Annotated in this window: 16 protein-coding genes; 4 read left to right on the plus strand and 12 right to left on the minus strand. The window is 47.4% G+C overall.

The features are described from left to right. Window positions 1–9: 9 nt before the first annotated feature. From J0A65_RS27810 to J0A65_RS06010, 8 genes are all read right to left on the minus strand, one after another. Window positions 10–1875 (minus strand): diguanylate cyclase, encoded by a 1866-nt coding sequence (locus J0A65_RS27810; protein WP_206593231.1) that lies wholly within the window; start codon window positions 1873–1875, stop codon window positions 10–12. Window positions 1876–1936: 61 nt separating this feature from the next. Further along, window positions 1937–2317: a response regulator gene (locus J0A65_RS05980; RefSeq protein WP_206593232.1), complete on the minus strand. Its 381-nt coding sequence runs from the start codon at window positions 2315–2317 to the stop codon at window positions 1937–1939. 15 nt (window positions 2318–2332) lie between these two features. After that, window positions 2333–4153 carry a response regulator gene (locus J0A65_RS05985; RefSeq protein WP_206593233.1) on the minus strand — a complete coding sequence of 607 codons (1821 nt, stop codon included), beginning with the start codon at window positions 4151–4153 and terminating at the stop codon, window positions 2333–2335. Next, window positions 4119–5075, minus strand: coding sequence for a GGDEF domain-containing protein (locus tag J0A65_RS05990; protein ID WP_206593234.1), 957 nt, complete (start codon window positions 5073–5075; stop codon window positions 4119–4121). Before J0A65_RS05990 ends, J0A65_RS05985 begins: the two co-directional genes overlap by 35 nt. Window positions 5076–5090: 15 nt before the next feature. Next, complete coding sequence (locus tag J0A65_RS05995) at window positions 5091–8195, minus strand: tetratricopeptide repeat-containing hybrid sensor histidine kinase/response regulator (RefSeq protein ID WP_206593235.1); 3105 nt, start codon at window positions 8193–8195, stop codon at window positions 5091–5093. A 4-nt stretch (window positions 8196–8199) separates the two neighbouring features. Further along, window positions 8200–8490, minus strand: a complete 291-nt coding sequence (locus J0A65_RS06000; RefSeq protein ID WP_206593236.1) for a hypothetical protein — start codon at window positions 8488–8490, stop codon at window positions 8200–8202. Between the two features lie 25 nt (window positions 8491–8515). After that, window positions 8516–9400 carry an SAM-dependent methyltransferase gene (locus J0A65_RS06005; protein ID WP_206593237.1) on the minus strand — a complete coding sequence of 295 codons (885 nt, stop codon included), beginning with the start codon at window positions 9398–9400 and terminating at the stop codon, window positions 8516–8518. A gap of 78 nt (window positions 9401–9478) precedes the next feature. Further along, on the minus strand, window positions 9479–16072 hold the full coding sequence (locus tag J0A65_RS06010; protein ID WP_206593238.1) for an ATP-binding hybrid sensor histidine kinase/response regulator: 6594 nt from the start codon (window positions 16070–16072) through the stop codon (window positions 9479–9481). A gap of 364 nt (window positions 16073–16436) precedes the next feature. Here J0A65_RS06010 and J0A65_RS06015 point away from each other — a divergent pair, with 364 nt between their 5' ends. Next, window positions 16437–18584: a TonB-dependent receptor gene (locus J0A65_RS06015; RefSeq protein WP_206593239.1), complete on the plus strand. Its 2148-nt coding sequence runs from the start codon at window positions 16437–16439 to the stop codon at window positions 18582–18584. A gap of 14 nt (window positions 18585–18598) precedes the next feature. Here the strand turns inward: J0A65_RS06015 and J0A65_RS06020 are convergent, their stop codons facing one another. Continuing rightward, window positions 18599–19012 carry a hypothetical protein gene (locus J0A65_RS06020; protein ID WP_206593240.1) on the minus strand — a complete coding sequence of 138 codons (414 nt, stop codon included), beginning with the start codon at window positions 19010–19012 and terminating at the stop codon, window positions 18599–18601. 91 nt (window positions 19013–19103) lie between these two features. Between J0A65_RS06020 and J0A65_RS06025 the strand changes: the two genes are divergently transcribed. After that, window positions 19104–20276, plus strand: coding sequence for a hypothetical protein (locus J0A65_RS06025; protein ID WP_206593241.1), 1173 nt, complete (start codon window positions 19104–19106; stop codon window positions 20274–20276). A gap of 15 nt (window positions 20277–20291) precedes the next feature. After that, the gene (locus J0A65_RS06030) at window positions 20292–21344 is read left to right on the plus strand and encodes a GGDEF domain-containing protein (RefSeq protein ID WP_206593242.1); all 1053 of its coding nucleotides are present in this window, start codon (window positions 20292–20294) and stop codon (window positions 21342–21344) included. Here the strand turns inward: J0A65_RS06030 and J0A65_RS06035 are convergent. Further along, a complete protein-coding gene (locus tag J0A65_RS06035) occupies window positions 21311–23356 on the minus strand; it encodes a TonB-dependent receptor (protein ID WP_332874302.1) in 2046 nt (681 codons plus the stop codon). The two genes, J0A65_RS06030 and J0A65_RS06035, sit on opposite strands and share 34 nt — an antisense overlap. A 73-nt stretch (window positions 23357–23429) precedes the next feature. On the opposite strand from J0A65_RS06035, the gene J0A65_RS06040 reads away from it, so the two are divergent. Next, window positions 23430–24269 (plus strand): peptidylprolyl isomerase, encoded by an 840-nt coding sequence (locus tag J0A65_RS06040; protein WP_206593243.1) that lies wholly within the window; start codon window positions 23430–23432, stop codon window positions 24267–24269. Here J0A65_RS06040 and J0A65_RS06045 read toward each other — a convergent pair whose 3' ends face one another. Both J0A65_RS06045 and J0A65_RS06050 read right to left on the minus strand, forming a co-directional pair. Then, window positions 24270–25565, minus strand: a complete 1296-nt coding sequence (locus J0A65_RS06045) for a sensor histidine kinase (protein WP_206593244.1) — start codon at window positions 25563–25565, stop codon at window positions 24270–24272. A gap of 109 nt (window positions 25566–25674) precedes the next feature. Beyond that, window positions 25675–26388, minus strand: a complete 714-nt coding sequence (locus J0A65_RS06050; protein ID WP_206593245.1) for a response regulator — start codon at window positions 26386–26388, stop codon at window positions 25675–25677. Between the last annotated feature and the right edge of the window lies 1 nt (window position 26389).

The raw sequence follows: 26389 nt of genomic DNA on the forward strand, positions 1-26389 counted from the left end.
TTTGGTGCGTTAGGCAGCTCTATCAATGACCAGTCTGTTGCGCCCGGCGTCTTTGGCTGAGTAAAGGATTTTATCGGCTCTGGCCAGCAGCTCTATGGCGCTGCGAGGAGGAGTGTTGCTTACCAATCCAATGGATATTGACACTTTAAGTTCATCAAGTTGCATGGTTTCAGCGATTCCTTCACAACGTTTTCTCAGTCTTTCTAACAGCAAAGCAGCTTCCTGTGCATTGGTATGAGGCAAAGCAATAAGAAACTCCTCCCCACCGATACGGCCCACAATGTCGGTATGTCTTAAGGTCTGAGAACAAAGCCTGGCAAAGTGCTTGAGAACTTGGTCACCGCCCTGATGGCCCAGACTGTCATTGATCTTCTTGAAGTGGTCCAGATCCACCAATGCTACACAGAAATCAATCTGGTGGCGTTTGGCTAAATCTGCCTGTAGCTGCAGTAATTCCAGAGTTTTTCGCCTGTTTAATAGTCCAGTCAGAGTATCGGTATCCGCCAGTTGTTGTAGTGCTTTTTTATGCAGCCGTTGGCGGTGAAACAAAACCAGCAACAGGCATAGGATTAAACTCAAACTGACAAACAGAACTTGTAATAGCCTGTTACTGCGTTGCTGATTTGCCAGTTGGGCAAGCTGTAACTGATTTTGAGCTTCTAATAATTCATTCTGTTGGGCTTGCGCCTCGAGCTCGTAACGACTACGCAACTGATGAAGTTGTTTAGTACTTTGCTTTGAAAGAAGAGTTTGGTGCTCAGCATTGGTGATGTCTAACGTTTCATAAGCCTGCTGGTATTGACCTGTGGCAGCCATAATCCGCGCAGCTTGCTCTTGTAGGGCTATCTTCTGCAGCGGCATACTATCTGGATTAAGACTCTCGCGGGCCTTTTTCAAATACTGGTTAGCTAACTCCGTTTGTTGCTGCGCTAGATAAATGCTGGAAAGCAACAAGGCGCTGTCAAGTATCATATAGGCATTGTTGCCTTGCTCGAACAACGCCATCGCCTGCAACGCTGATTGTTTGGCCAGCTCATGCTTACCACTTTGCCAGTCTAACCCTGCCAACTCCTTGAGGGCATAGGCGACGCCCTGGCTGTCATTTATGCGTTGGGACAGGTCGGCAGACTCTTGCAGTTGTGCCTTGGCCAGCTCGAGGTTACCGGTATTTTTATTGGCGCGCCCCAAGCCATATAGGTAGATGCTTAAACTTATCCAGCTTTGTTGTTGCCGGTAGTATTCCACAGCTTCAGCAAAGTAAGGCAGGGCCAGCGCGTCCTCCCTGCGGTATTCGTACACTAAGGCGATAGCGCCGGCTAAATCTGCTTTGACAACCCATGCATCGCGCTGTGGGGCCAGATTATACGCGCGCTGCAGGTCTGTCATCGCCGCGATATAGTCACTCAGGCTGGTGAGCAGAAGGCCTCTTGTCATCAGGGCTTCGAGGGTAAGATCAAGGTGGTCATAAGATTCAGCCCATGCTATAGCGTCATTGACGTCATCTAATCCTTTAGCTGGTGTTCCATGTAAGTCCTGAGCAAATGCCATACTCAAATGCAATTTGTGATAAAGCCAGGGTTGTTGATAGGGGGAGAGCAAAGCGAGCCCATTTTGTGCTTCTGCGATGGACCGCTCCGCTAAGACTAATGCGGCGTATGCCTGGCTCTTTAGCAGGTGATATTGCACAAGTGCCAACCCTGACATTGGCGATTGAGCGTCCAAAATCTCAAGCAATTGGTCAGGATCTGATTTAATCAAGCTTTGCCATTTATCAAATGGGGCGTCTAACTGCGTCAATCCTGGGGCCGGGGTAGCTGACGCCAGCCCTGCTATCAATAGTAATGCCACAATGCTGGCGTTAAATAAACTACGCACGCTACAACTCCGTTATCTCTGGTCAATATCTCGTTGTCCTGCTGCAGCGTGTTAGTCTGGTTCAGGCCATCGTACCAAGAAGCTTATCAACAATGGCTTTGATTTTCTGCAAATGAAAGGGTTTGAGAATAAACCCGGATGCACCCAGTTTAATTGCTTCAGTGACGTAATCCATACTGCCATGTGCGCTGACTATTACAACTTTGGCATTGGCGTCTAATTGCTTAAGCTCTGCCAGAATGGCTAAGCCATCTTTTCCTGGCATCTGAATATCTAAAAAGACAATATCAGTGGGACTTTTTTCGTAAATACCTATGGCTGTATCACCGCAGGAAGCCTCGAACAGATTACATTCAAACATACTCCTTAAGGCCGTGCGCAGAAAGGCTCTGACATCGGCATCATCATCGACAATCAGGGCCGTCATATCCTGATATGACATAAGACACTCCTTGCATCAATCAATGGGTAAATTGTCCTTGTTGGCGATAAGTTTCTCGACTTCAAAACTGAGAGCCTTGAGGGCCAATGGCAGTTTTTCTATGGGCATATGGTGTTCAAGCTGTCTGGCCATCTCGCTGATTTGTTTAAACTGGAACAAAGCTGCTGTGCCTCTCAGTTTATGTGCCAATTGTTCAAGTTGCGAGAGGTTGTTCTGCTGATAGGCTAACTTTATAGCGCACAAGTGGGCTGGCAAACCGTTGACAAATTGTGACATCAACTGGCGCATTTCGTCGTTTGGCATGGTCAGATCATTTTGCTCTGAAATACCAGGCAAATGCTGTTGTAACAGCCTGGCAAACTTCTGACGGTCAATGGGTTTTGATAAGTGCTCGGAAAATCCCGCGTGCATATACATCTTAATATCATCGCTCATGACATTGGCTGTTAGTGCGACCACCGGTGTTTCTACACCAACAGCACGCAGCAACTTAAGTGCTTGCAGACCATCCATGACGGGCATATTAATATCGGTGAAAATCAGGTCAAATTCCTCAGCCATAGCCGCTTCCATCAACTGCTGGCCATTCTCAACTGCTCTGACATCCAACCCCTGACTTTGCAACATGCGAGTCAGTAGTTTACGACTTTCATTGGAGTCTTCCGCCAGTAATATCTTGCCGCTCAGTTTGCTTTGGTTGTCTGGTTTTTCCTCTTCCATTCTTGGGACTTCGCATAGTTTTGGTTGCATGGTCAAGGTGAAGCAACTACCGACTCCAAGTTCACTCTCAAGGCTTATTTGGCCGGAAAGCTTGTTAGCCAATTGTGCGGAAATACTCAAACCCAGACCTGTCCCACCAAATTCACGAGTAACTGTTGAATCGCCTTGGGTAAAAGGGGCGAAAAGTTCTGCCTGGCGTTTTTTGTCAATCCCTAGGCCGGTGTCACTAATCTTAAAAAACAGTTGCTCAGTTTCGATGCCAACATCCAGGGTAACCTTCCCTTGCTTGGTAAATTTAATAGCATTGGAAAGCAGATTGACCAAAATTTGTTTAAGACGAACAGGGTCAGTATAAATGTGTCGGGGCAACGCCTCGCCGATATTGACGGCAAAGATAAGCTGCTTTTTCCTGGCACTATCTTCAACCAGAGATCGTACTTCTTCAATTAGCTCTGGCAGGTTAACCGGCAGCAATTCAATTTCCAGCTTTCCGGCTTCAATTTTGGATAGATCCAGTACGTCATTGAGCAAAGTTAATAGATGTTTACCACTTATGCTGATGGCTTTGATGGCTTGTTTCTCTTCGCCTTTAAATTCATCAGCCAGCAGCGCTTCTGCATAGCCAATGATGCTGGTCAATGGGGTGCGAATTTCATGACTCATATTGGCCAGAAATCGACTTTTGGCTTCACTGGCTCGGCTTAAATCCCGGGATAATTGTTGTAAAGCCCGACGCTGTCGCACTATCTCTAATTGGGTGGCAATCCTGGCCTTCACCACGTCAATATTGAAGGGTTTGTGGATATAGTCTTGCGCACCCAAACGCAGCCCTTCCTGTTCTTTTTCGGGGTTGTCTAAGCCAGTTATGAATATAATGGGAATGTCACTGGTGGCAGGGATGGACTTAAGCGTGCGTAGGGTATCGAAGCCATCCATTCCTGGCATCAGAATATCGAGAAGAATTAAGTCAGGTTGCATGGCTACGGCTTTTTCGACAGCCTGATTACCGTTTTGCGCCAGGATGATGCCGGTATCCTGGCGAAGAAAGTCACTCAATAATCTTAGATTGGCTTTTTCATCATCAACCAACAGTACCGTTGGGCGAGCTGCTGTCATGCTGGATCACTCCCTGTTCTTCACCAAACCACAAGACTCTGTTTTTCCCCTGGTGCTTGGCCAGGTAGAGCATATCGTCAGCCAGTTTTAAGGCATCCTCTGGTCTTGTGTTCATACTAGGCTGACAGGTTACACCACCAATACTGACGGTAACCTTATGCCTGGATTCGCTGTATGGTTTTTCCAACTGCAGAGCCTCTATGGCTCGGCGACAACTTTCCATTACATCTATGCTGCCTTTTTTGTTGATTTCAGGCAGCAGAATCACGAATTCTTCGCCCCCATATCGGGCGACGAGATCTCTGGGGCGCTTTAGCTGCGCCAGGAGTTGCATAGCGACTTCCTGCAGAATCTTGTCGCCGATGGCATGTCCGTGACGGTCATTGAACTGTTTAAAATTATCGATATCTACCATCACTAGCGATAACTCTGACTTATTTCGCATAGCGACACGCCATTCACGATGCATGACTTCATCATAGCGACGGCGATTTGCTACTGAGGTTAATGGATCAATATTAGCCAGTTTTTCCAACATCACCCTCTGCCGAGCAAGTTGAAGATGCAGTTTAATCCTGGCTAATACTACCGCGGCGTGAAACGGTTTTTGGATATAGTCGCAGGCACCCAGCAAAAGTCCTTTTTCTTCGTGACTAACATCGCCCAGCGATGTAATAAATATAACTGGAATTGCACAGGTTGCGGCATCATGTTTGAGGTGGTTGATGACTTCAAAGCCATCCATATCCTGCATAACGACGTCCAGTAAAATTAAATCTGGCGCAAACTCTCCGGCTTTGCGAATTCCCTGGGCTCCATTTTTGGCCAACACGATTTCGACTTCATCACGAAGTATATCGCTAAGTATTTTTAGATTGGTCTTTTCATCGTCGATGATAAGTACCCGCTGTTTCGCCAACATGATTTCAGGTCCAAATTAAGAGTTAATCACTTTGTGGGGGCTTTTTTGTTCGTGTCTCTCTATTTCGTTTAGCAGGGATACTGTCAATTTTGCAGCTCGTTCGTACTCGACATCTTCTACTTTTTTAATTATTTCTGCCAAACGTTCACTGATAAGGGAATCCTCTGTTATGTCTCTTAAGGCGAACAGTTTGTCTTCTACCTGAAAGTCTGAGTGCTTGAGTAAATCTAAAATCTGCCGCAGCGCCTCAACTAAGTCTGATTCAGACAATGACATTGAATGAGCCATTTGTTGTTCTTTCACCATTGGTGCCAGACCTTGCAGCAAATGCTCCAACTCTTCGGCAATCATCAATATCGCTTTCGGGTCGCAGGGTCCATGTTCAAGTATTGGCTCTAATGCGCTGCATTGCGAGGATAAGCCAAGGGCACCAATATAGGCGCTGGAAGATTTGAGCGAATGTATCAACCTGAACAATACAGTAAATTGTGCTTCTGCAAGTTGTTGTCTTAATTGTGTAGGCGTGTCCTGCTGGTCACGATAGAAAGAACAGAGCAAGGTTCGATAAAGTTCGGGGTTGCCTCCTAATCTGGTTATCGACTGTTGCACCTCGAGTCCCGCTAATTGCTCATTTTGCCAGGTTAGAGAATCACTGTTAGGTGTATCTGATGCTGTAATGGTGCGCTCTGTGGGAAGGTGTTCAGCCAAAATAGAAAATAAACTGCTATTGTCGAACGGTTTTGCTAGATGCCCGTTCATACCAGCCTTCAAACTTTTCTGGCGGTCCGTTTCCATAGCATGTGCTGTCATAGCAATAATGGGAATTTGCAGTTCCATATCCTGGCGAATAATAACTGCTGCTGTGAGTCCGTCCATGACCGGCATTTGAATATCCATCAAGACGGCATCAAAAAACTCGTCCTGCAATTTGCTGATCGCTTGTTGGCCATTTTCAGCTACCACCACTTCAACCTTAGTCTTTTGTAAAATGCCCAGTGCCACCCGCCGATTGACTTCATTGTCTTCTACCAACAACAATCGGTATTGCGACCAATCGGGAATCAATGTTTCTTTGGCCAGAACGACAGTTTGCATACTCGCTTTATTGACTTGTGCCAGAGGCAAGGAAAATCTGAAGCAAGCACCTTCACCTGGGGTACTCTCAATCCAAATTCGACCATCCATCAAATCACAGAGTTGTTTGCAAATTGCCAGTCCCAGACCCGTTCCTCCATACTTTCGGGTGATCGAGTCATCTGCCTGACTAAAGCTTTGGAATAGTGCATCTTGCTGGTCCTGGCTCAGGCCAATCCCCGTGTCACGGACAGCACCCTCAAGTAATACAAGGTTCTGATTGTCAGGTAACTGACGCGCAGTCAACTCTATAGTAACGTCACCACTGTCGGTAAATTTAACGGCATTACTCACTAGGTTGTTCAAGATCTGCTTTATGCGCCAAGGATCGCCTAAAAGTTGCGTAGGCATGTCTGGGGAAATCTTTTCAATTAATTGCAGGTTCTTAGCTCGAGCCTGAAGCATGTGCATATTTAGTGCACATTTGACCACCTCGCGGGGCGCGAAAGGAACCATATCTATGGTTAGCTTTCCTGCTTCTATGCGTGAGAAATCCAAAATATCATTCACCAAACGCAACAGGATTTCCCCGGCATCCAGCACGTTCAACAGATGGCTACGTTGCTCGTTCGTTGAGCGAGTCTCTAATGCCAGTCGACTAAGGCCGGTGATAGCATTAATAGGGGTGCGGAGTTCATGGCTCATTCTGGCCAAAAATGCAGATTTGGCCTCAGTCGCAGCTTCTGCGTCATGTCGGGCAACAGCTAGTTGTTTGCTGAGCCTGGCTAAACGCGTCTTCTCTCTATGCATGTACATGGACCATAAGGCTAAGAAGCCCAGTAATCCAAACAATAAGGTGGCAGTTAACCAGGCATTTTCGCTGCGTTTCTGACTGATTTCCCGCTCAAGACCTAGTAGTCTATTCTGCTCTTCCAAATCTGCAATTTGTGCTTCTTTTGCCTCACTATCAAATAAGGCTTGCATGACAGCCAACTGCGTAGCCGCCCTCTCGTTCCTAAAGCTTTTGTCTGTTTTTTCCGCATTTTTTAAACTGAGTAAGGCTTCAGTTAAATTTCCCAATCTTTCTTGAATTTCTGCTTGAACTCGGTAGCTTTCCGCTAATTCTAATTTCTCATTTACTTTTTTTGATATTGAGATGGCTAAGTTAGCTGATTGGAGTGCTTCGTCTAAATTCGCGATCTTTAGCAGTGCTACTGATTTTTTTCTCAGCGTCGATGCTTCTAAATACTTAATGTTTTTTCTTTGGGAAATATTGATAGCATCATTATAGCGTTCAAGTGCAGTAGCATGTTTTCCTTGATTGGAAAGCGCATCACCTAGGCCGTTGGAAGCCAATGCAATTCCAAGCTCATCGCCATCATTCATATACTGCTGCATTGATAAATTAAAATGGGTTATTGATTTTTCAATGTTTCCCATCGCTAATTCAACAGTAGCAATACCCAGTTCAACACCGGCCTCTGTGTTTTCCTTGTTTAGCGACTTGTACTTCTCATAATACGAGAGTGCAGCTTGGTATTTTCCAGAGCGCTCAAAAGAATTCGCAATGTTGTTGTAACAATAACCTAGGTATTTGTTGTCTCCAATTTCCTTGTATATCTCTGCGGCATCATTGTATAAGCTAATTGCTTTAGGGTATTCGCCTAATACCTGTAATACATTGCCTTGCAACATTTTTGCACGTGCCTTCACCTTAAAAAGTTCATTTCTTTTGGCTAACACTTCTGCATCACGTGCATTCTTCATTGAATCTTCATAGTCACCAAGGAAGTAAAGTGCGTATGACTTGCTGTTAATTATTCTGCCTAACAAATCTGGCGAAATTTGCTCTCGATATTTTGACAGTATTAAATCTGAAACTGTTAATGCTGTGGAGGGATTTTTGCGTGCTTGCTTTTCGAGATCTTCAACAAAGTCTAAATTTATCTCTGATATATCTGGTCTTTCAGAAATGACGCTCTTTTCTTCTGCCATTGCTGGCAGAAGAAAGAGTAAAAGTAATAAGGTCTTAGTTAACTTAATCACGTTTTTAATGTGTGGTTAAGCCAATGCGACCTATATTGTCTTTATTGTCACTATTGGCAGAGCTATTTTCTAACCCTTTCCAGTCGCCCGTGGAGGCTATGAGTGCGCTTGCCATGCGTTGGCGGAGTGTCTCACTATCCATCGCCAGCAACTGCTCCGCATTTTCCACCCCGGCTTCTGATAGCAGACGTCGACGATTAGATGCAAGTTCTTCGGCTGTGTTACCCGTGTTGAAGATGTTAAGTTTATTGGCGTCTGTTGCCAACTCAATGTAGAAACGACTTAGATTATCCATAATGTTTTCCTTTTGTTGTTATGGTTTAGCTTTCACTTTCTACTTCTTCATACTCATCCCAATGATGAATATCCTGTTCAGTCAGACCTAGCCAGGTAAGGCGGTCTTCGGCAAACTCTGGAGTTTTACAAGCCGGCACATATAGGGTGGTTACTGTATTTACTTCCGCTTTGGGCAGTTCAGCCAAAGTAACCCAATCCCTTTTTGGTTCGAAACCTGCAAATATCGGTGCCTCGTATAGACATACCTGGTGATCGGTCGGATAGCTTTGCAGCAATAATTGGGTCAGCGCATCTAGCCCTTTCTCGCCAGGTTTGAAGTGGTCCATGCTATGTTCACCGGTCAGACCGATTTGCCACAATATCAGTGCAGCGCTGGTATCCACTTGGCGACGGGTTAATAAAAAACGCGTAGATTCATAAGATTGGCAACCTGTATCGGCAGGGTCCAGATCTAAATCAGCGTATAAACAGGCGTCGGCTGAAATTCCTGGTAGCATTCGTACTTGGTGGCCCAGAGGTTTAAGGACCCTGCTGGCCATGCGGGTAGAAGAAACAAAAACCCCTGGGTGACCGTAAAATACGGTGCAGACGTCCTTACCTTCGGTGACCAGTTCAATAATCCGTTTGGCCATCTGCCGATAAATCTCAGGTCTGGAGTAGCCCATAGTATAAAAACGACCCAAATGTTCGGTATTGGGATTAAGTTGCAGAATGTGCTGAATGGAGAGCGGATTAGGGGCAACTAAAAGAACCACTTCTGCCGTCTGAATTAGGCTTTGTGTTTCTAAGGTCATATGGCCTGGATGCAGGCCGCAACCTGCAATTGTAAGACGACCCTTTGTCATAGACGTTCCCTTTGTGTTTTTATTTATTGTTATCCTTATCAGGCAAGCATAAAAAACAATCATGCCTTGCGCAATAGGCGAAGCCAGAGTTCACACCATTCTCGAGGCTACGACCTCGAAACATAGTACGCTCTTCATAGGTTAGCTTCTGTTCAGTTGTTCAATTAGTTGCCCCGCCATCCTGGCAGCCTTCTCATATTCAATCTCTCCCACTTTTTGGCTGATACCGGCCAGTTGCTCTGCAAAAGGGGTATCCTGCGCCAGATTTATTAGGTTGGCGAGATATTGTTCAGCGGCGAAGTCAGACTGCTGCAATAGTGGCAGCAAAAGGTTTAACTCTTGCCTAAATTGTTCTGTATTGAATCTTTGTACAGATTGCTCACCTTGGTTAAGCGCATAATACGGGCTGAGATCATCAAGTAATTGCTCCAACATCTGACAAATTGTCGTGAGTGCTCTCTCATCACAACTCTTTTTCAACAGCAAGCTTTCCAATTCGCCACAAAGTTTAGATATTTCAAAGGCGCCAATATAAGCGGAGGTAGACTTTAATGAATGAACTAAATGTAGAAGTTCATCCAACTTTCCGGCCAACATAAGTTGTTGCAGTTGCACCGCAGTTTCCTGCTGCTCGTGATAGAAATCATGCAATAAGCTTAGGTACAGCTGAGATTTACCACTCATATTGTCTATGGCTTTCTTGCAATTCAATTGCTTAATGCGTGAAATTTGCGTTAGCTCAGGTGTGTCAGCGATTAGCTTTGCTGCCACAGTCTCAAGGGGCTGCAAAGACGGCGAAGCTTGTAATTGAGCGACTAATACTTGGAAGAGACTGTCAGGATCAAGAGGCTTGCAGATATGCTCATTCATTCCTACCTCCAGACTTTTCTGCCTGTCGGCTTCCATAACATGCGCGGTCATGGCGATAACTGGTAGCTCTGTGAGCTTTAACTGGTGGCGGATTAGATTGGTGGCTGTCAGGCCATCCATATGTGGCATTTGGATATCCATTAATACCAGATCAAAGTCGTGCTTCTGCAATTTCTCAAGTGCAACTAAACCGTTCTCCGCTGTATCTATTTTTACGCCGGTGTCTTTAAGTAGCCCCACGGCGACCTGCCGGTTAATGGCATTATCTTCGACCAATAAAATTCTGTAACGGCTTAGATCTGGTATTCCAACGAATTCCTTAGTGGATTCAGGGGGGGATAATTGATGTTGCCCTGCAAGTACGTTGGTGAGAGCATCCACTAAGGTCGAGTGGTTTACCGGTTTCTCTAAAAACTGAATTATTTGGGTATCGCCTAGCTGTTTACGTGCATCCTGCTTATCGTAAGCCGTAACCATGAGGACCCGGGGAGAATTTGTCAGCCCAAGTTGTTGTATACGCCTGGATGCTTCAATACCGTCCATATTTGGCATGCGCCAGTCCATTAGAATAGTATGGTAGTGACGCTTCTCCATGGCCGCCTGGCGCACCATTTCGATGGCTTGGGTGCCACTGTCAGCCTGGTCTGCTTTTATGCCTAGTTCATCTAGTAGTCCTAACAGAAGTTTCCTGGCCAGAGGCACATCGTCAACCACCAGTACCCGCATCTGTGCTATGTGCTTGGCGCTGCAGCAGCTTGGCTGGATTTCTGACTGATTTGCACGCTGAAGGGGAAGGCTGACGTGAAAGGTTGAGCCTATACCCAGTTCGCTTTCGAGCCATATTTGCCCATGCATTAACTCACATAGTTGCTTGCTGATGGTTAATCCCAGACCGCTTCCACCGTATTTCCGGGTGACAGAATCGTCGGCCTGAGTAAATGACTGAAATAGCCGGCTTTGCTGCTCTTCTGTCATACCTATGCCAGTATCCCTTACGCTGATACGCAGCAGCAAATTAGCGTCATCTCCTATTTGCCCTGTGATGCGAAGATGGACTAACCCATGTTCAGTAAACTTGATGGCATTACTGAGCAAATTTACCAATATTTGCTGGATTCTCAGTGGGTCACCCAAAAGGCTATCAGGGAGGTCCCTATCCACATCGCACAGTAGTTCCAGTCCTTTGCTATGTGCACGAAATGCATTGAGATTAATACTGCGTTGCAGCAACTTATTCAGCGAGAAACTGCAATGTTCAATGATCATCTTGCCGGCTTCGATTTTCGAGAAGTCGAGAATGTCGTTCACCAGACTCAGTAAGGTCTCACCGGATTCCTGGATATTATTGATGTAATCCAGTTGTTCTTTATCCAGCTCGGTCTTCATTGCTAAGCGGCTCAAACCGATAACAGCATTGATCGGGGTACGTATCTCGTGGCTCATTTTGGCCAGGAAGGAAGACTTTGCCTGTGTGGCTTCTTCGGCCTTCAGTTTGGATGCGGCGAGTTCTGCAGTGCGCTGCTGGACTTTTCTTTCAAGGTTACGATTGGCTTCACTAACTTTATGGTAAAGGCGAGTGTTGTCGAACATTACAGCCGTTTGATTCGCCAGCAACTGCAATACATTGACTCGATCAAAGGGAAATGCACCTGTCATACTGAAATGTTCCAGATACAAAATTCCCCGGTAATTGCCAGCAACGATAATTGGTATGCATAACAGAGACTGCGGACGTTTTCGTTGCAGGTAAGGATCTTTTGAAAGGCTGCCAGCTTGACTAAGATCATTAACTAATTTGGGTTTAAGTGTCCGGCTAACTAAAGTCAGCAAGCTCTGAGGTAAATCATCCTGATGCCTAAGCTCGGGGTATCCGGCACGGTTCTTCAACAGGTTTTCATCGTCAACGAACAGCAGGCTTCCTGACTGTGCACCAGCATTCTCAACAATGATATGGATCATTCTGTCCAAATAGGCTCGCAGATTGACTTTTCCACTCAGGGTTTCTGAGGCCTTGAGTATCGAAGCCAAGTCCACATCATCGTTATGCTGTAAGTTACTTATCTCTGTTGTTAGCACGTTACCTAAACGCACACGCATATGGCGGGCTTTACTGTTAGCTCCCCAAAGTTGATAACTCTGATACGCTTTGGATTGTTGATGTCTGGCAAAGTCGGGATTGCCCATCTGCGTCCAAAAGTCGGCGTAGCGTTCTTCCGCTATGGCCTTGTGCTGTAAAAAACCAGCTTGCTGGGCTGCAACAATAGCGGTTTCGTACTTTTGCCAACCATCAGCTTGTCTGCCTAATCGGGCTAACTCTGCATCTAATAACATGACCTTGTGCAGATGATTATCTGGTGTGCTGTTCGCCCAGTTGTTTATTAAGGCACGCTTGCTAATGAGTATTTGGTGCCACTCATCCTCTTTGCTTTGGCTAAGTCTGGCTGCCAACAAGGCGGCAAATAAATGAAACTCAGTTTGGTGATAAAGTGAAAATGCAACCGCTGCCAGAGGTTCGGCTAATCTGTAATGCTTGGTCGCCAGTTCTAAATCATCATGCAAATAAGCCAGGATTAACTTAGCACAGTGATAACAAAACAGGATGGTCAGGTTCTCTGTTTGCTCCAGTGCTTCAAGCTGGTGAGTTTCATCAAATGCACTGCCGCACAAAAGCAGTGGTTGTCCCTCGTCACTGCGTAAATTTATTACGCATTGACGCCACAGGTTAATAAATTCCAGATTGTAGGGAATGCGTTTGTCTGCGATGAAACGCGCATATTTATCCATTTGCGAAATCACCCTGTCCAAGGGGGTGCCGCTCAGGCACAGATAGAAGCTATAAAACAAGGCAGAATGCACGGCAAACTCTATGTTAGCATCGTCCATTGCTACATATATATTGCTCTCTAATCTCTCCAGACTATCACTTAATGGTGCAACCCAAGGTAGTACGGCTGCGGCCTTTTGGAACTGTACTTCAGGGGTGTAGCGGTGTTGATACTGTTGATCAACCTCAATGGCCAGGTTAGCAAATTGCAGTGCTTGCTGATATTGACCGAATGCACCGCACAGAATGATGGCATGGGATCCAAAGGCCCGGCTGGCTGGTGCAGAGTTACCTTGTGTGACGCTTAATTCAACCATGGCATGGGTTACCATCAGATAGTGCTCGGGACCCAATATAAAAGCGGCGGTAGATAAAACATTCAGCACTTCAATGGCAAGCTGAAGGGTTTCGTCAGTTAAGGCGGGTTTAGCCAGCAGAGCGTGTATATTGTGTTTATCGTAAAGGTGCTCCAGATCCAGATAGAGAGCCCCGATGCCGCTTGGATCGCGAATATCAAAGCCGGCTTCCATTAATACCTGAGCACCCAACTGATAAACTTCAGCTAACTGGTTTTGTCCGAATAAAATCAGCAATTGTAATTTTGTGACCCGCAGTTTGTCTTTGAGCGTCTGTACTTGTTCAATTAAGAACTGACAAAGATGGTTAGCTTCTTCATAAGCTTGGGTTAGGTAAAAACTGCTGGCAAGCGCCTGACAGATCCTGAAACAAAGTGCATAATGCAAAGACCAATCGCTATCTTCCAGAAAGCTGGCCGCTAGCTCTAAATAGGCTCGTGCAGCGGCATAAGCGTTAGCGGCCAATGCCTTTTCACCTGCCAGTAAATTGAATTCGGCCAGGGGGAATTTGTCTCTATCAACCAGATAAAGATCGGCGGCGGCATTCAGATGACCAACAAAATCCAGCACCAGTTCCGCTTGTTGTGTTTCAGAATAATGTTCTAAGTAGTAATTTCCTATGGCGAGATGGATATGCCGCCTGGCATTAGCGTCATTGAGCTTGAAAGCTGTCTGCTGCAGCCTGTCATGGTTGAAGCGCAGGCTGACAATACGAGTTCCTTTGCTGTCGGTGAAGGCGGTCATAATGCCTTCGTCAACAATTTCGGCTATATGGTTTTCTAATTCGATAGTGGATAAATTCAGCAGTGCGGCAAGTAAATCGCATTGAATGTTGCCGCCTAGTAGCGCGGCGACACCTAACAGTGCCTTGCTGGTGCGAGTTAATCTGGCAAAGCGCTGGGTGGTGAGTTCGACCAAGTTGTCGGTAATTTTCTGCTGCTCAATATCCTTGATATTCCAGCACCAGTGGCCACTATCGTTACGCGTCAGCAATGACTGATCGTGGAGTGCTAATAAAAACTGACGAACAAAAAACGGGTTGCCGTTGGTTTTGCGCATCAGCAATGTCGCGAGGGGAGCAAGTGTTTCCGGCGACTGATCCAGAGTATCTGCCAGCAATTCGGTAATGCTCTCAGGCGGTAATGGGCTGACTTGGATATACTCTATCTGACCACCTTGGTCGCTGATCTGTTTAATACTGTGGAGCAGCGGGTGTGGTTCGACGACCTCATTATCACGGTAGGCCAATATCACCAGTAAGTTACTAATTTGCTTGTCTTTAAATAATTCCTCTAGCAGCTTCAGGCTGGCAGTGTCTGTCCATTGCATATCGTCAAGAAAGATCACTACAGGCCTATTCTGCTGCGCAAATGCCTTAAAAATACGCACTAATAGCTTGCTAAACCTGGCATCCTGGTAATCGTTACTCAGGCTATTGCTGGCGGAGCCAGTTATAGGTTGCCACTGAGGCATAAAGGCACTGAGTAGGTAGGCATCATCTCCCGCTGCTGCCTTAAGGGTATTCTGCCAATGTGTGAGTTGTTGAACATCTTCGAGCAGCAATTGCTCGGCCAAATCAGAGAGTGCTTCCATGACCGCACCAAACAATCCATCTCTCTGATATTGCTCGCATTTTCCTCTTATGAAATAAGCCTTCTTCAACGTTTTGGGATGATCAAGTTGATCGATGATGGCTGATTTGCCTATTCCAGAATATCCTTTAACGCATACCAGACGACTTAGACCTTGTAGTTGCATTTGCTGAAAAGCACTTAGCAAATGATTGACTTGTTCGTCCCGACCATAAAGTTTGTTGGAAAAATGCAATCGTTGGCTGCCCGTCGCTACTGATAAAGGAAAGCTGGGAATACTGGCCGTTTGTTGCCAACAACTGAGGCATCTAGCGAGATCTTCAACTACCCCCCTGATATCGCCATAACGATCATTTGGATTCTTGCTGAGCAGACGCGAAACTATCTTACATAGCTGTACAGGAAGCGAAGGGTTAAGCTCTCTTAAAGAAGGTGGTGCAGACGCAATATGAGCATGAATTAATTCAATGCCATCGTCCGTTTCAAAAGGAAAGTGGCCCGAAGCCAGGAAATAACAGAGGGTGCCGAGAGAATAAAGATCGGAGCGGTTGTCCATGGGACAATTTACCCGACCGGTAGATTCTGGCGCCATGGCACGCAACTGATTGATATCGATTTGTGTTTTAGGATCCTGACGGCTGATCTGACTGACAACGCTCGGATAACCGAGATCAATCACACTAAGGTTTTCACCGTTCTCTGACCAGTAAATTGCGCGGGGATTAAGGTAGCCGCAAATAAGTTTATGCTTGTGAATTTCTTCTAATGCGCTGGCTATGCTGACCATTGCTTGCAGTCGCGTGCCGACATCCTGTGCGTCTATACGGGCACTGAATTGCCAAAGATCCAGTCTGTTATCAGACATGGCTAACACTTCAATATAGTGGCCTGCTTCAACGAAACTCGTCAGTTTTGTGGGGCTGAAGCTAAACTGGGGAAGCTTGGTTTCTGGTACTTGAGAAGAGGACGCCCCATTTATCCGCTGTTTAATAAATACTTTTTCACCGCTAGGTGCCACCGCTTTGAACAGCTTAAGGTGAAAGTTTAAAGCTGGCAGTTCGCTGAGGCTTGTATACTCGTTGAATTTTTCCATGCCTATACCAAAACGGACTGTTGCAAAATGAAGAGCTTAATGGAGATTAGGTGTCTTGTTAAGATACTCACTTAACGCTTTTTTCGACAGGAAATTAACGTTTTTTTAAATAGTTTTATCCTGTAGCAACAAAGTGTCATGGAAATCTGCTAGGCTTCCATCAGTGGATTTTTAGGGATTTACCAGCCATTCGCCTGTGGTCTGTTCAAAGGGAAGCGAAATTCGGCGCTAGTGTCAGGTTGACTAGTTAAAAGCGCATTATTCTAAGTTTTCGTTTGCTGGATCCTGCATGTCATTAGTTAAACTCCTTTATGGCTCTGCCGCTGTTTTCATTTCCAGTCCTTCTATAGGGAATGCGGCATCCGTGCCTGAAGAACAAAACATCGAAGTCATTCAAGTGAAGGCGCAAAAACGCCTGCAGGATATTCGTGATGTGTCGGTGGCCGTTACCCTAGTGGACGGCGAGCAAATCGAGCGCCAACAGATTAAAGATACGACACAGTTGGCCGCGCTGGCTCCCAACGTTAAGTCCTCTAAGGTTGCCGGAGAAGGTACGACGCCCTCGTTTAATATACGTGGTATCGGGATGTTTGATTACAACACCTCGACGATTTCACCAATCGCTATTTATGCAGACGATGTGGTGAGCGGAGGTGCGAATTTTCTCGATAGCAACCTGTTTGATATTCAGCGAGTAGAGATACTTCGTGGGCCTCAAGGAAGCCTGTTTGGTCGCAATACCACAGGTGGTGCCATTCTTATTTCCTCAAGGCTGCCTGAAATGGAGTTCGATGGATACGCAGGTCTGTCGCTGGCGGAACATGACTATCAGCGAGCCCAGGCAGCCGTTAATCTGCCGTTGGGGGAGCAAACTGCGGCTCGTCTGGCAATCAACCATCTGGACTATGACTATTCTATGCAAAATCTTGCTCCGAATGGACAGGATGGGGGCATGCGCCAGGATAGTTTGCGCTTGCTCGTTAGCAGTGAATGGGACAATTTTTCCGTTTTACTCAAACTGTATTCCGAAGATTGGCGCGGTGCTCCTAAGCCAATATATAGCGCTGGTATTCTGAAGAACCCGGTAAGTGGAGAACGCTGCTTACCGGCTGATGTAGGTAGTCGGCGGTGTGTCGACAGCTTCGGTTTTGCCCCTGCTACAGATGACTTCTGGCAAACTGAAGCGGATACGGCGGACAAACGTCACGATACAGACAGTTGGGGGACCAGCTTGCAATGGCAGTGGCAGCTAAATCAAATCTGGAGTCTGAAGTCCATCACTGCCTATAAAGACTTGCAACGCTTTCATTCCTTTGATTCAGATGGGCCAGGTAATTTTATTGAAGGGTCATTGGGATCTGACAGTGAGTTCTTTAGTCAGGAGTTAAGTTTAAGTCGGGAGGGGGAGTATAGCTTCTGGCAAATGGGACTGTTTTACTTGCAAGAACAGCTCTTACAGGACAGCGATCTCGATTTGTTCCGCGATTTCAGGGCTATACCTAGTCTAGCTGCCAATGCCGCGCAGTTTTTCTATCACAACAAGCTGGATAATCGCTCTCTATCAGCCTACAGCCAGGTGGACTACTACCTAAACCCGCAATGGATCCTGACAGCAGGTTTACGTTTTACCGATGAGAGTACCGAGTACCACGCGGTAAGTGATCTGGATGTAGAAGGGGCATTTATCCCCTCTTTGTGGGATATCAAAGGCGAGGTGGAAGATGCCGAATGGTCTGGGAAGCTAGCTCTGGTACAGAAAATGTCAGCGCAAACCAGCCTTTATTATAGTTACTCTCGAGGATATAAAAGCGGCGGTTATAACGGTGGCTACTCCACCAGTGCTGAGCAGGCTGCAGATTCAGAGTATGCCCCAGAAAGGCTGAATGCCTGGGAAGTGGGGGCCAGATTTTACCTGCCTGACTGGAACATGAATCTGGATATGGCAGCGTTTTGGTACCGCTATCAGGATCAGCAGGTGTTTGTTAACCAGACCACTGGCTTGAGTCCATATCACGTACTTAAGAATGCCGGTGATTCCAGGATTCATGGCGTTGAGCTAAGCCTGGCATATACTCCTTTCAGCCAACTCATGCTGGATTTTAATCTGGGCTACTTACCCAAAGCTGAGTTGGGTGAATACCGAGAAGGCGACATTTATGTTGCAGGCACCCAGTTACCTTTTACGTCTAAGTGGAATTTCAGCGGCCTGATGCAATATGAAATGAACCTGGCAGGCGGCCGGATGCTGGCGCAATTGGGCTTTGATTACCAATCGTCGTTTTTCTTTGATCAGAATGAAAACCCCTACCTTGAGCAACCGGGTTACAGTATTTGGCACGGACGTTTGGCGTATCAGCCAAACGAAGCTTGGGAACTCGCGTTGTGGGGAAAAAACCTGTTCAATCGTGAATATCATGAACTGCGTTTTGATTCTATTGCAGCTTTGTCAGCCGTAACTGAACTACGTGGCGAAGCTCGTCAGCTTGGGGTTGAAGTAACCTACCACTTTTAGCCTTAACCAGGTGTTCAACTGAACACCTGTTGCCAGTCTCGCCGCATGTCTACTCTAGTCCAGCCATGGGCAATGGCTGCTGCCAGGGTGTCGTCTCCCGGGGAATAGCGATATTCGCGGATGTCATCCGTGTGTTCAATCAATTCATCATGAATGTGGTGTAACCAGTGTTTGATTTTTTGCCTGAGCCCCGCACCTATTGGCAGGGAGCAAGGCTCATCAAAACGCATCAGATCCTTGAGAAATACCAGCTCGGTAATATCCGGCTTTTCCGGCCACAAGGTGCCATCATTATCGAAGGTTGCTATGCGTTGCTCCTGGGGCACAAAATCCAATGATTCTGGATGGGTAACTCGTTCGATAAATTCCAAAATGGCATCACGTGCCAACCCAGGTTGCCATGAAGGCAGAAGATTTTTGCTAGTCAATTGCTTAAATTTCCTACAAGTCTTTGACGAAAAAAGAATACCTGTGGCAGACTGAAATTCAATGTTAAAAGGATGTTACTGGAGCAACTAGATGCGATTTCAATTGATCTGGCCGGTTTTGCTGACTTTGATCGTACCACTTGCTGTAGCGTGGTTTGTTTACCCAACTCACCTACCACCTGGATTTGGTGTATTTCCTCCGCAGTTTGTTGAGCAGGCTGCAGGTTTTAATCTATGGGTTTTTCTGGCTGTTGGGGCCGGTGCAGTCTATATCAGCGGTTTAATTCTATTTCCTAAACTATATGGCTTTAAAGGCGCCACGCCATTGCCACAACCCGCCAAGCAGCCGTTACCTTGGTGGTTCTGGCTGGGGTTGGTACTTAATTTATTTTTCTGGTGGTTGATGTGGTCCCACTCTACGGCGTTTGGCGATCTGGTTTACTGGTCATTCACACCCTTATGGTGGGGATTTATCCTGGTGTTAGACGGGCTGGTTTATCACCGCAATAACGGTAAGTCGTTATTCGCCAGCCGACCAACCACATTGTTTATTGCGGCGCTGGTGTCCATTGGCGGTTGGGCTTACTTTGAATATTACGACTATTTTGTACTGGGCAATTGGTATTACCCCGATGCTCATCAGGCTCCCTGGCCCTATCCTGTTCTGGCGTTGGAGTTTCTGGTGACTTACAGCACGGTCACGCCGGTATTGTTTCAATGGTACAGCCTGTTCCAAACCTTTCCTGCTTTGCCGGCCCGCTATAAGAACGGCCCCAAAATGCCACTTAATGGCAATACCATGATAGGTATTGGTACGGTTCTTATTGGACTGATGGTGATGTGGCCTTACCCGTTTTTCTGGGTTGTCTGGATTGGTCCCTTTGCCGTAATGACCGGCATCTTGATGCGCCTGAATATCTGGAATCCCTTTACTGATATCGCTAAAGGGGACTGGAGCGCTGGCGTACTGATTGGTGTTGCCTCGTTGTGTAATGGTTTATTTTGGGAGTTTTGGAACTTTGGCAGCCATGCGTTTCATGCCACTTTGACTAATCCAAATTATTGGGTTTACAACATTCCCTATGTGAATGTTATCCATCTGTTCTCAGAGATGCCGCTGCTGGGCTATTTTGGTTATATTCCATTCGGCGTATTGGTATGGCAGGTGTTTATTTGGAGCGGTAATCTGTTGGGATTCAACACCGATATCCGCTTGGATAACCTTGAGCATTTGGATGAACAGATTCAGGTGGTCACTAAGTAAAGGCCGTATCAGGCATTGCTGCATCTGCTGGTACTGTTTTTTGAACAAGAGGTCAGTAAAAACTATATGCAAAAGATGCAGCGCAGCACCGAAGAGTGGATCTTAATCAGCATCAGCCTGCTGGGTGCGTTGATTATTCTGACTTTTGCCTTGTTGCGTTTGCTGCGTGGAGATTGGTTGTTGGCCGCACTCGACGGTTTTGCTGTTGTAGCCATGTTTGGCATTTTTATACGTGTCTACTTCAGCGGTAATACGGTATTGATGAGCCATGTATTTGTCGGTCTTTGTCAACTGGTGTTGGTCATGACAGTGATGCTCAAAGGCGCAGATCAGCTGTTCTGGTTCTATCCTGCCGCTCTTGTGGTGTTTTTCCTTTTACGTCCCTGGTTAGCATTGGCTATTGTAAGTCTGAGTATTTTGGTCTTGAGCACTTTGCTGTGGTCTCAGATAACCATGCTACATCTGTTTGGCTTTGTGTTATCTGCCCTCGCGACTATGGGGTTCGCGTTTATTTTTGCCTGGCGAACCAAAGAGCAACAGCTCAGATTACTCAGGTTAGCAATTAAAGATCCTCTCACCGGTGCCGGTAATCGCCGGGCGTTGGAGGAAAAATTATTGGAGGCAGTGCACCATTTTCAGCGCGTGCATTTGCCCATGTCGCTGATCTTGTTGGATCTGGATAATTTCAAGCACTTTAACGACAGTTATGGTCATGATGAAGGCGATCGCATTCTGATCGCGGTGACCGATATAATCCAACGCCGAATACGTCGTAGTGACCACTTGTATCGGTTTGGTGGCGAAGAGTTTGTTGTGATCACGGACAACACAGGTCTGCGGGAAGCCTGCCTGCTGGCCGAAGAGTTACGCAGCGATATAGCCGGCGCCACCATCAGTGATTGTCAGGTGACGATTTCACTGGGGGTTGCTCAGTATCAGGATGGTGAGACTGGCTATCAATGGCTAGGTCGGGCTGACCAAGCCATGTACAGGGCTAAGGGCAATGGCCGGAATCATCTGTGTATCAGCGAATTTCACGATGACCAGTTAGCACTTACTGACAGATAAAGCGAACGGGGCTGGCCAACAAAGTACCTATATTGTCCGAAACCTATATCTGCGCGTTCAGCGTAGTCACGGTTGGTCAGGTTGATAAGCCTTAAGCCGATTTGCCAGTTTTGACTGAGTGGATATTGGGCGCGCAGATGCAGTAAGCTATGGCCTGGATAGCTGGCGCTATTCTGTGGATCCAGGTAATAGCGGCCCATATGCAACCATTCCAGTTCCAGCACCGAATCATCAACACCGCGTCGGCCCACTCGTGCAGAGAATTGTTGGCGAGGCGCAGTATCCATGTCGTTTCCTGCGATATTTTCGTTGGCCAGTTTTACCGCGCTTTGGTAAGTATGCTTGGCTAGATTGCCGGTAGCATGCCAGTACCACTGAGTACCTAATTGGCCCGCCAGTGCGATTTCAATGCCCTGATGGCGGGTGTGTCCATTACTGACATTTTGACGTTCAGTGTCCTGAAAGATCAGGTGCTGCTTATCCATCCAATACAACGCCAGGTCGTAATCCAGGGTTCCCCAGTTGCCGCGCAGGCCACTTTCAATGCTGGTTAACTGCTCGGCATCCAGATTGGCAGCTTCCTGGCCATCCTGTAAGCGGAACAGCTCAGTTGCTTGCGGAGCGCGGTAGCCACGGCTGACCCGCGCATAAACATGACTTGAGGCACTCAATGCGTATTGTGCTGCCAATGACGGTGACCATTGCTGGTAAGTCAGAGTCTGGCTATCAGGACGGTAAAAGCGGCAAACGCTGACCGACTCGGCGCAGGCGCTGCCTTCACTCAAGTGATTGCGATAATCGTATTGTTGCAGGTCAAAACGCAGACTGGCGGTAAGCTGCCATTGCGTATCGGTTTGCCATGTCAGGCTGGCAAAAGGGGACAGGTTACGAGCGATTACCTGATAATCGTAGTGCATTCCCTGAGGGATGTTTGGGCTGAAAGGCTTATCCTGAAATTCCTGCAATTCACCTTCACTGACTTCGGCATCCATACCAGCTTGCCAGTTAAGCTTTTCGCTTTCGAATAAATACCGGGTCTGCAAGCCAACACATTGCTGGCTATTGTCTTCACGGGCCTGCCACGGCACATAGTGTTGCAGAAAGTCCATTTGCTGCCAGCGCGCATAAGGGCGAATCTGCCAGCTTTGCTGCTCATCAAGCTGATGGCTGAAGCTACTAACAAAGCGCAGGGAGGAGGCGTGTCGGTAGGCATCAGGATTGTCATTAGTGCGACGTAAATCTTTGTCCCGATAGGCATCATAGCCACTGATATAGCCAGCGGTTTGCTGATTCAGGTGGGTAGCAGCCAGGCGATGGACTACATGCCATTCGCCCAGCGTCTGTTGGTAAGCCAGGTTGATTTTTTGCTGTTCATACCCCGATGATGCTTGATAGCCACCATCATGGACGAGATTTCCGTACGCCAGAAAATCCGGATTGCCAAGTGCGAAACTGCCTCGCTGGTATTGATGTGGGCCTGCCTCTATCTTCACTTCTGAGGTGGCATACTCAGGCAAAGGGCGGCTGGTTAGATTGATAATCCCATGTACGGCGTTGGAACCGTACCAACTACTGCCTGGTCCACGGTATACATCAACAGCATAAGCCTGCTCGCTATTCAGCTCAAATAGCTGATTGGCGTTGCAAAAGCCACTGGCTCTGATGGGAATACCGTCTTCGCTTACCAGAAATGCTCCACAAGCGCCGGCGCCGGTTAAGACTGGTGAGCGAATGGCAGTGAGATGCTCCTGACCATTGCCACGGCTGATCCATACGCCTGGCTGGCTGGCCAGAGATTCGGCGATGTGTGTCGCCCCAAGCAGGGACAGCTGTTCTGCATCAATGCGGCTATGGCTAAGTGGCAGCGACTGTGCTGGCTTTGCAGTGACGCTGATACGCTCCAGTTCGTTGGCAGACAGGCACAGGGGGAACACAGAAATAATCGCAAAATGACGCAGCATACAAGGGAAGAACGGATGAGAATTGCCGACAAGGTTAACACAACCACTCACGGCTTACTGTACTTGCAGCTTTTGCAGACAAAGAAGATGATAGCTCCATATCCCCTAATAATAAGGAAATGGAATGAAGTACGCTTTAGCTGGTTTGTTTCTGCTAGCCGCCACTGCCACTGCCGATGAATGGCGCACCCCAGAGGCGCATAACCTGGTTTACTTAGAGTTAGAACAAGGGCCGGTTGTATTGGAGCTGGCCCCCTTTATGGCTCCCCAGCATGTTAAACAATTTAAAGCGCTGGTAAAGGAAGGTTACTACGACGGACTGGATTTCTATCGGGTGGTGGAGGGTTTTGTGGCCCAGGCCGGCGATGTCAGTGAAACCAGAGCGTCTGAGCATAAGCAAAACCTGCAAGCCGAATTTACCCGGCCTATAAGCCAAGACAGTGATTTCAGCCTGGTTCAGGCGCCGGACTTGTTTGCTGAGCAAACCGGCTACTTAAAGGGGTTTGCCGCCGCGCGAGACCACCAGGATAAACAGGAGTGGCTGGTGCATTGTCCCGGTACACTGGCGATGGCCCGCAGTACCGACGCGGATAGCGGCAGTACCGATTTTTATATCGTTATTGGTCAGGCACCCCGTCATCTGGATCGTAACATGAGTGTGTTTGGCCGCGTGCTATGGGGCATGCCACTAATTCAGAGCTTGCCCAGAGGCAACCCGGAAGTAGACATGGGCGTTATTGCAAAGGATCAGCCAAAGGGCAAAATTGTACGAGCCAGAATCGCCAGCGATATACCTGCTGAGCAGCGGCTGGCCTTGCAAGTGCAAGAACAGGACTCTCCCGCTATGCAAGCCCGGTTGAAAAGAGGCCGGGATATGGACAATGCGTTCTTTCATTTCAAAGGCAACGGCAACCTGGACATCTGTTATTACCCCACTAAGGTCAGATTAACGCCCGAGGGGTAACTATTTTGAATGGCGGGGCAGGCTAAGCACAAAGCGGGCGCCCCGCATTGTACTGCGATCCGCTCGGATACTACCGCCATGCCAGGTCACGACTCGCTCTACAATAGCCAGACCCAGTCCATAATTGTCATTATTGCGCTGTCGATTTTGCTCTAGGCTGACAAAAGGCTTAAACACATCCTGTAGTTTCTCATCAGCGATACCTGGGCCGTCATCTTCAATATGAATTTCTAACCTTTCTTTAAAGCTATGCAGGCTCATGGTGACGCAGCTATTTGCATAGCGAGTGGCGTTACTAATGATATTGCTGATGGCACGATGCAGCCATATGGCATCACCCATCACCCAACGGGGCTCTTCACCAATGTCAGCATTGAGCGTCAGCTTGTTTTTAAGCGCTAGCGGGGTGTTTTGCTCCGTGGCATCGGTAAGCAGTGTTGTCAGGTTTAAAACCTTGGGCTGTATTTTGGCGGCCTGGCGCTCAAGGCTGGCGAAATCAAGAAAAGCCGCAACCAAGTTTTCCATCCGCTCCAGATCGTTTTCTAATCTGTGCAAATAGGCATTTTTTTCTTCATTCTCCTGGCTATCCAGTGCGGCTTCCAAACCAAAGCGGAAACAAGCCAGCGGGGTGCGCAAATCATGGGACAGACTGCTGGCCAACAGTCGGTTTTCAGCTATCAGTTGTTCGATGCGCTGAGCCATTTGGTTAAAGCTGAACTCCAGATCCTGAATATAGGACAGTGAGCTGGCCGGGACTCTGGCATGTAAATCTCCCTGACCAAACTGATGGGCGGTGCGGGTTAATAAGGATAAGCGTCTGGTTAAAGGTAGTAGCCAAATGCCCATCATCAGTGCCAGGCCCAAATATACCGCCAGGGTTAGCATAAGATCGCGGTCCATATCTCCCTGTTCGACCGGCGGTAGCGCCATTCGCAATAAATAGTCGGGGTGAGAGGGGAGTTCGGCTAACAGATAGGGACCATTGGTTGAATCCAGCAGCAAGCCGCCTGGCTGGCGCAGTGCTTCGCGCAAATCTTTTGGAACGGCCAGGTTTGATGAAGACTCCAAGGTCAAAGGCACAGGAAGGAACTGGTTCAGTTGTTCCACCTGTTGCTTCAGATCGGTGTCACTTTGCGCAATTTTTTCTGTTAGTGCGGCAAACATTTGACTGAGGTGAGGGTAGTCTTGCGGGTGCTGGCTTTCCCGGTGTTGTTCAACCCAGTTATCAATACCCCAGCCCAGTAAGAACAAGGTGAGCAGGGCAGTAAACAGCAAACTGATATAAATACGGCTCATTGACAGATCTGCCGATAGGCTAAATTAAACGGCGTAGATGAGCTGATCTTAGCGAGTTGTGATTCACCATGTTGTAAATAATTGCGAAGAACTTGCAGGGATATGTGGCTCAACCTGCCACATCCCACGCATCGGCGACAAACAGATAACCTTTTCCCCAGGCTGTTTTTATGCGCTTGGGAGGATCGGTATCGTCCCCCAACTTCTTGCGTAACACGGAAATCATGACATCAAACCAGCGATCTAAACCGTCATATTCGCGGCCCTTGAGCTCCCGGAACGCTTCTTCGCGATTGATAATTCGTCCGGCGTGGCTGGCCAAATACCAGAGCATGGCGAATTCGTTGCTGGATAACTCAATTTCCTGGCCGTCGAGTAGGGTACGGTTTGCATCCCGGTTCAGGCTCAAGGTACCAAATTGCAGAATGTGACTCTGGTTATCTTTGTCGCCACTTTCACTGCGCTGCAACTGACCTTTAATACGGGCCAGCAAGGCCCTGGGTCTGACAGGCTTGACCAAGTAGTCATTGGCACCGACTTCCAGGCCAATCACTTCATCAAGCTCTTCCCCCTGGGCGGTCAGCATGATGATAGGTACCTGGCTAATACGGCGGATTTCCTTGCACACGGAAATACCATCTAAACCCGGTAGCATAAGATCCAGCAGAATAAGATCTGGCTGACATTGACGATAAGCTGCGATTGCCTGATCGCCACGGGCTTCAAGGTACACATCAAAGCCCTGATTTTGTAGGTACTCTAATACCCATTGTGCCAGTGATGCGTCGTCTTCCACTAGCAAGATTTTTCCATAAAGCTGCATC

Origin of the sequence: Bowmanella yangjiangensis (assembly GCF_017255015.1) — a bacterium.
Taxonomy (GTDB): domain Bacteria; phylum Pseudomonadota; class Gammaproteobacteria; order Enterobacterales; family Alteromonadaceae; genus Bowmanella; species Bowmanella yangjiangensis.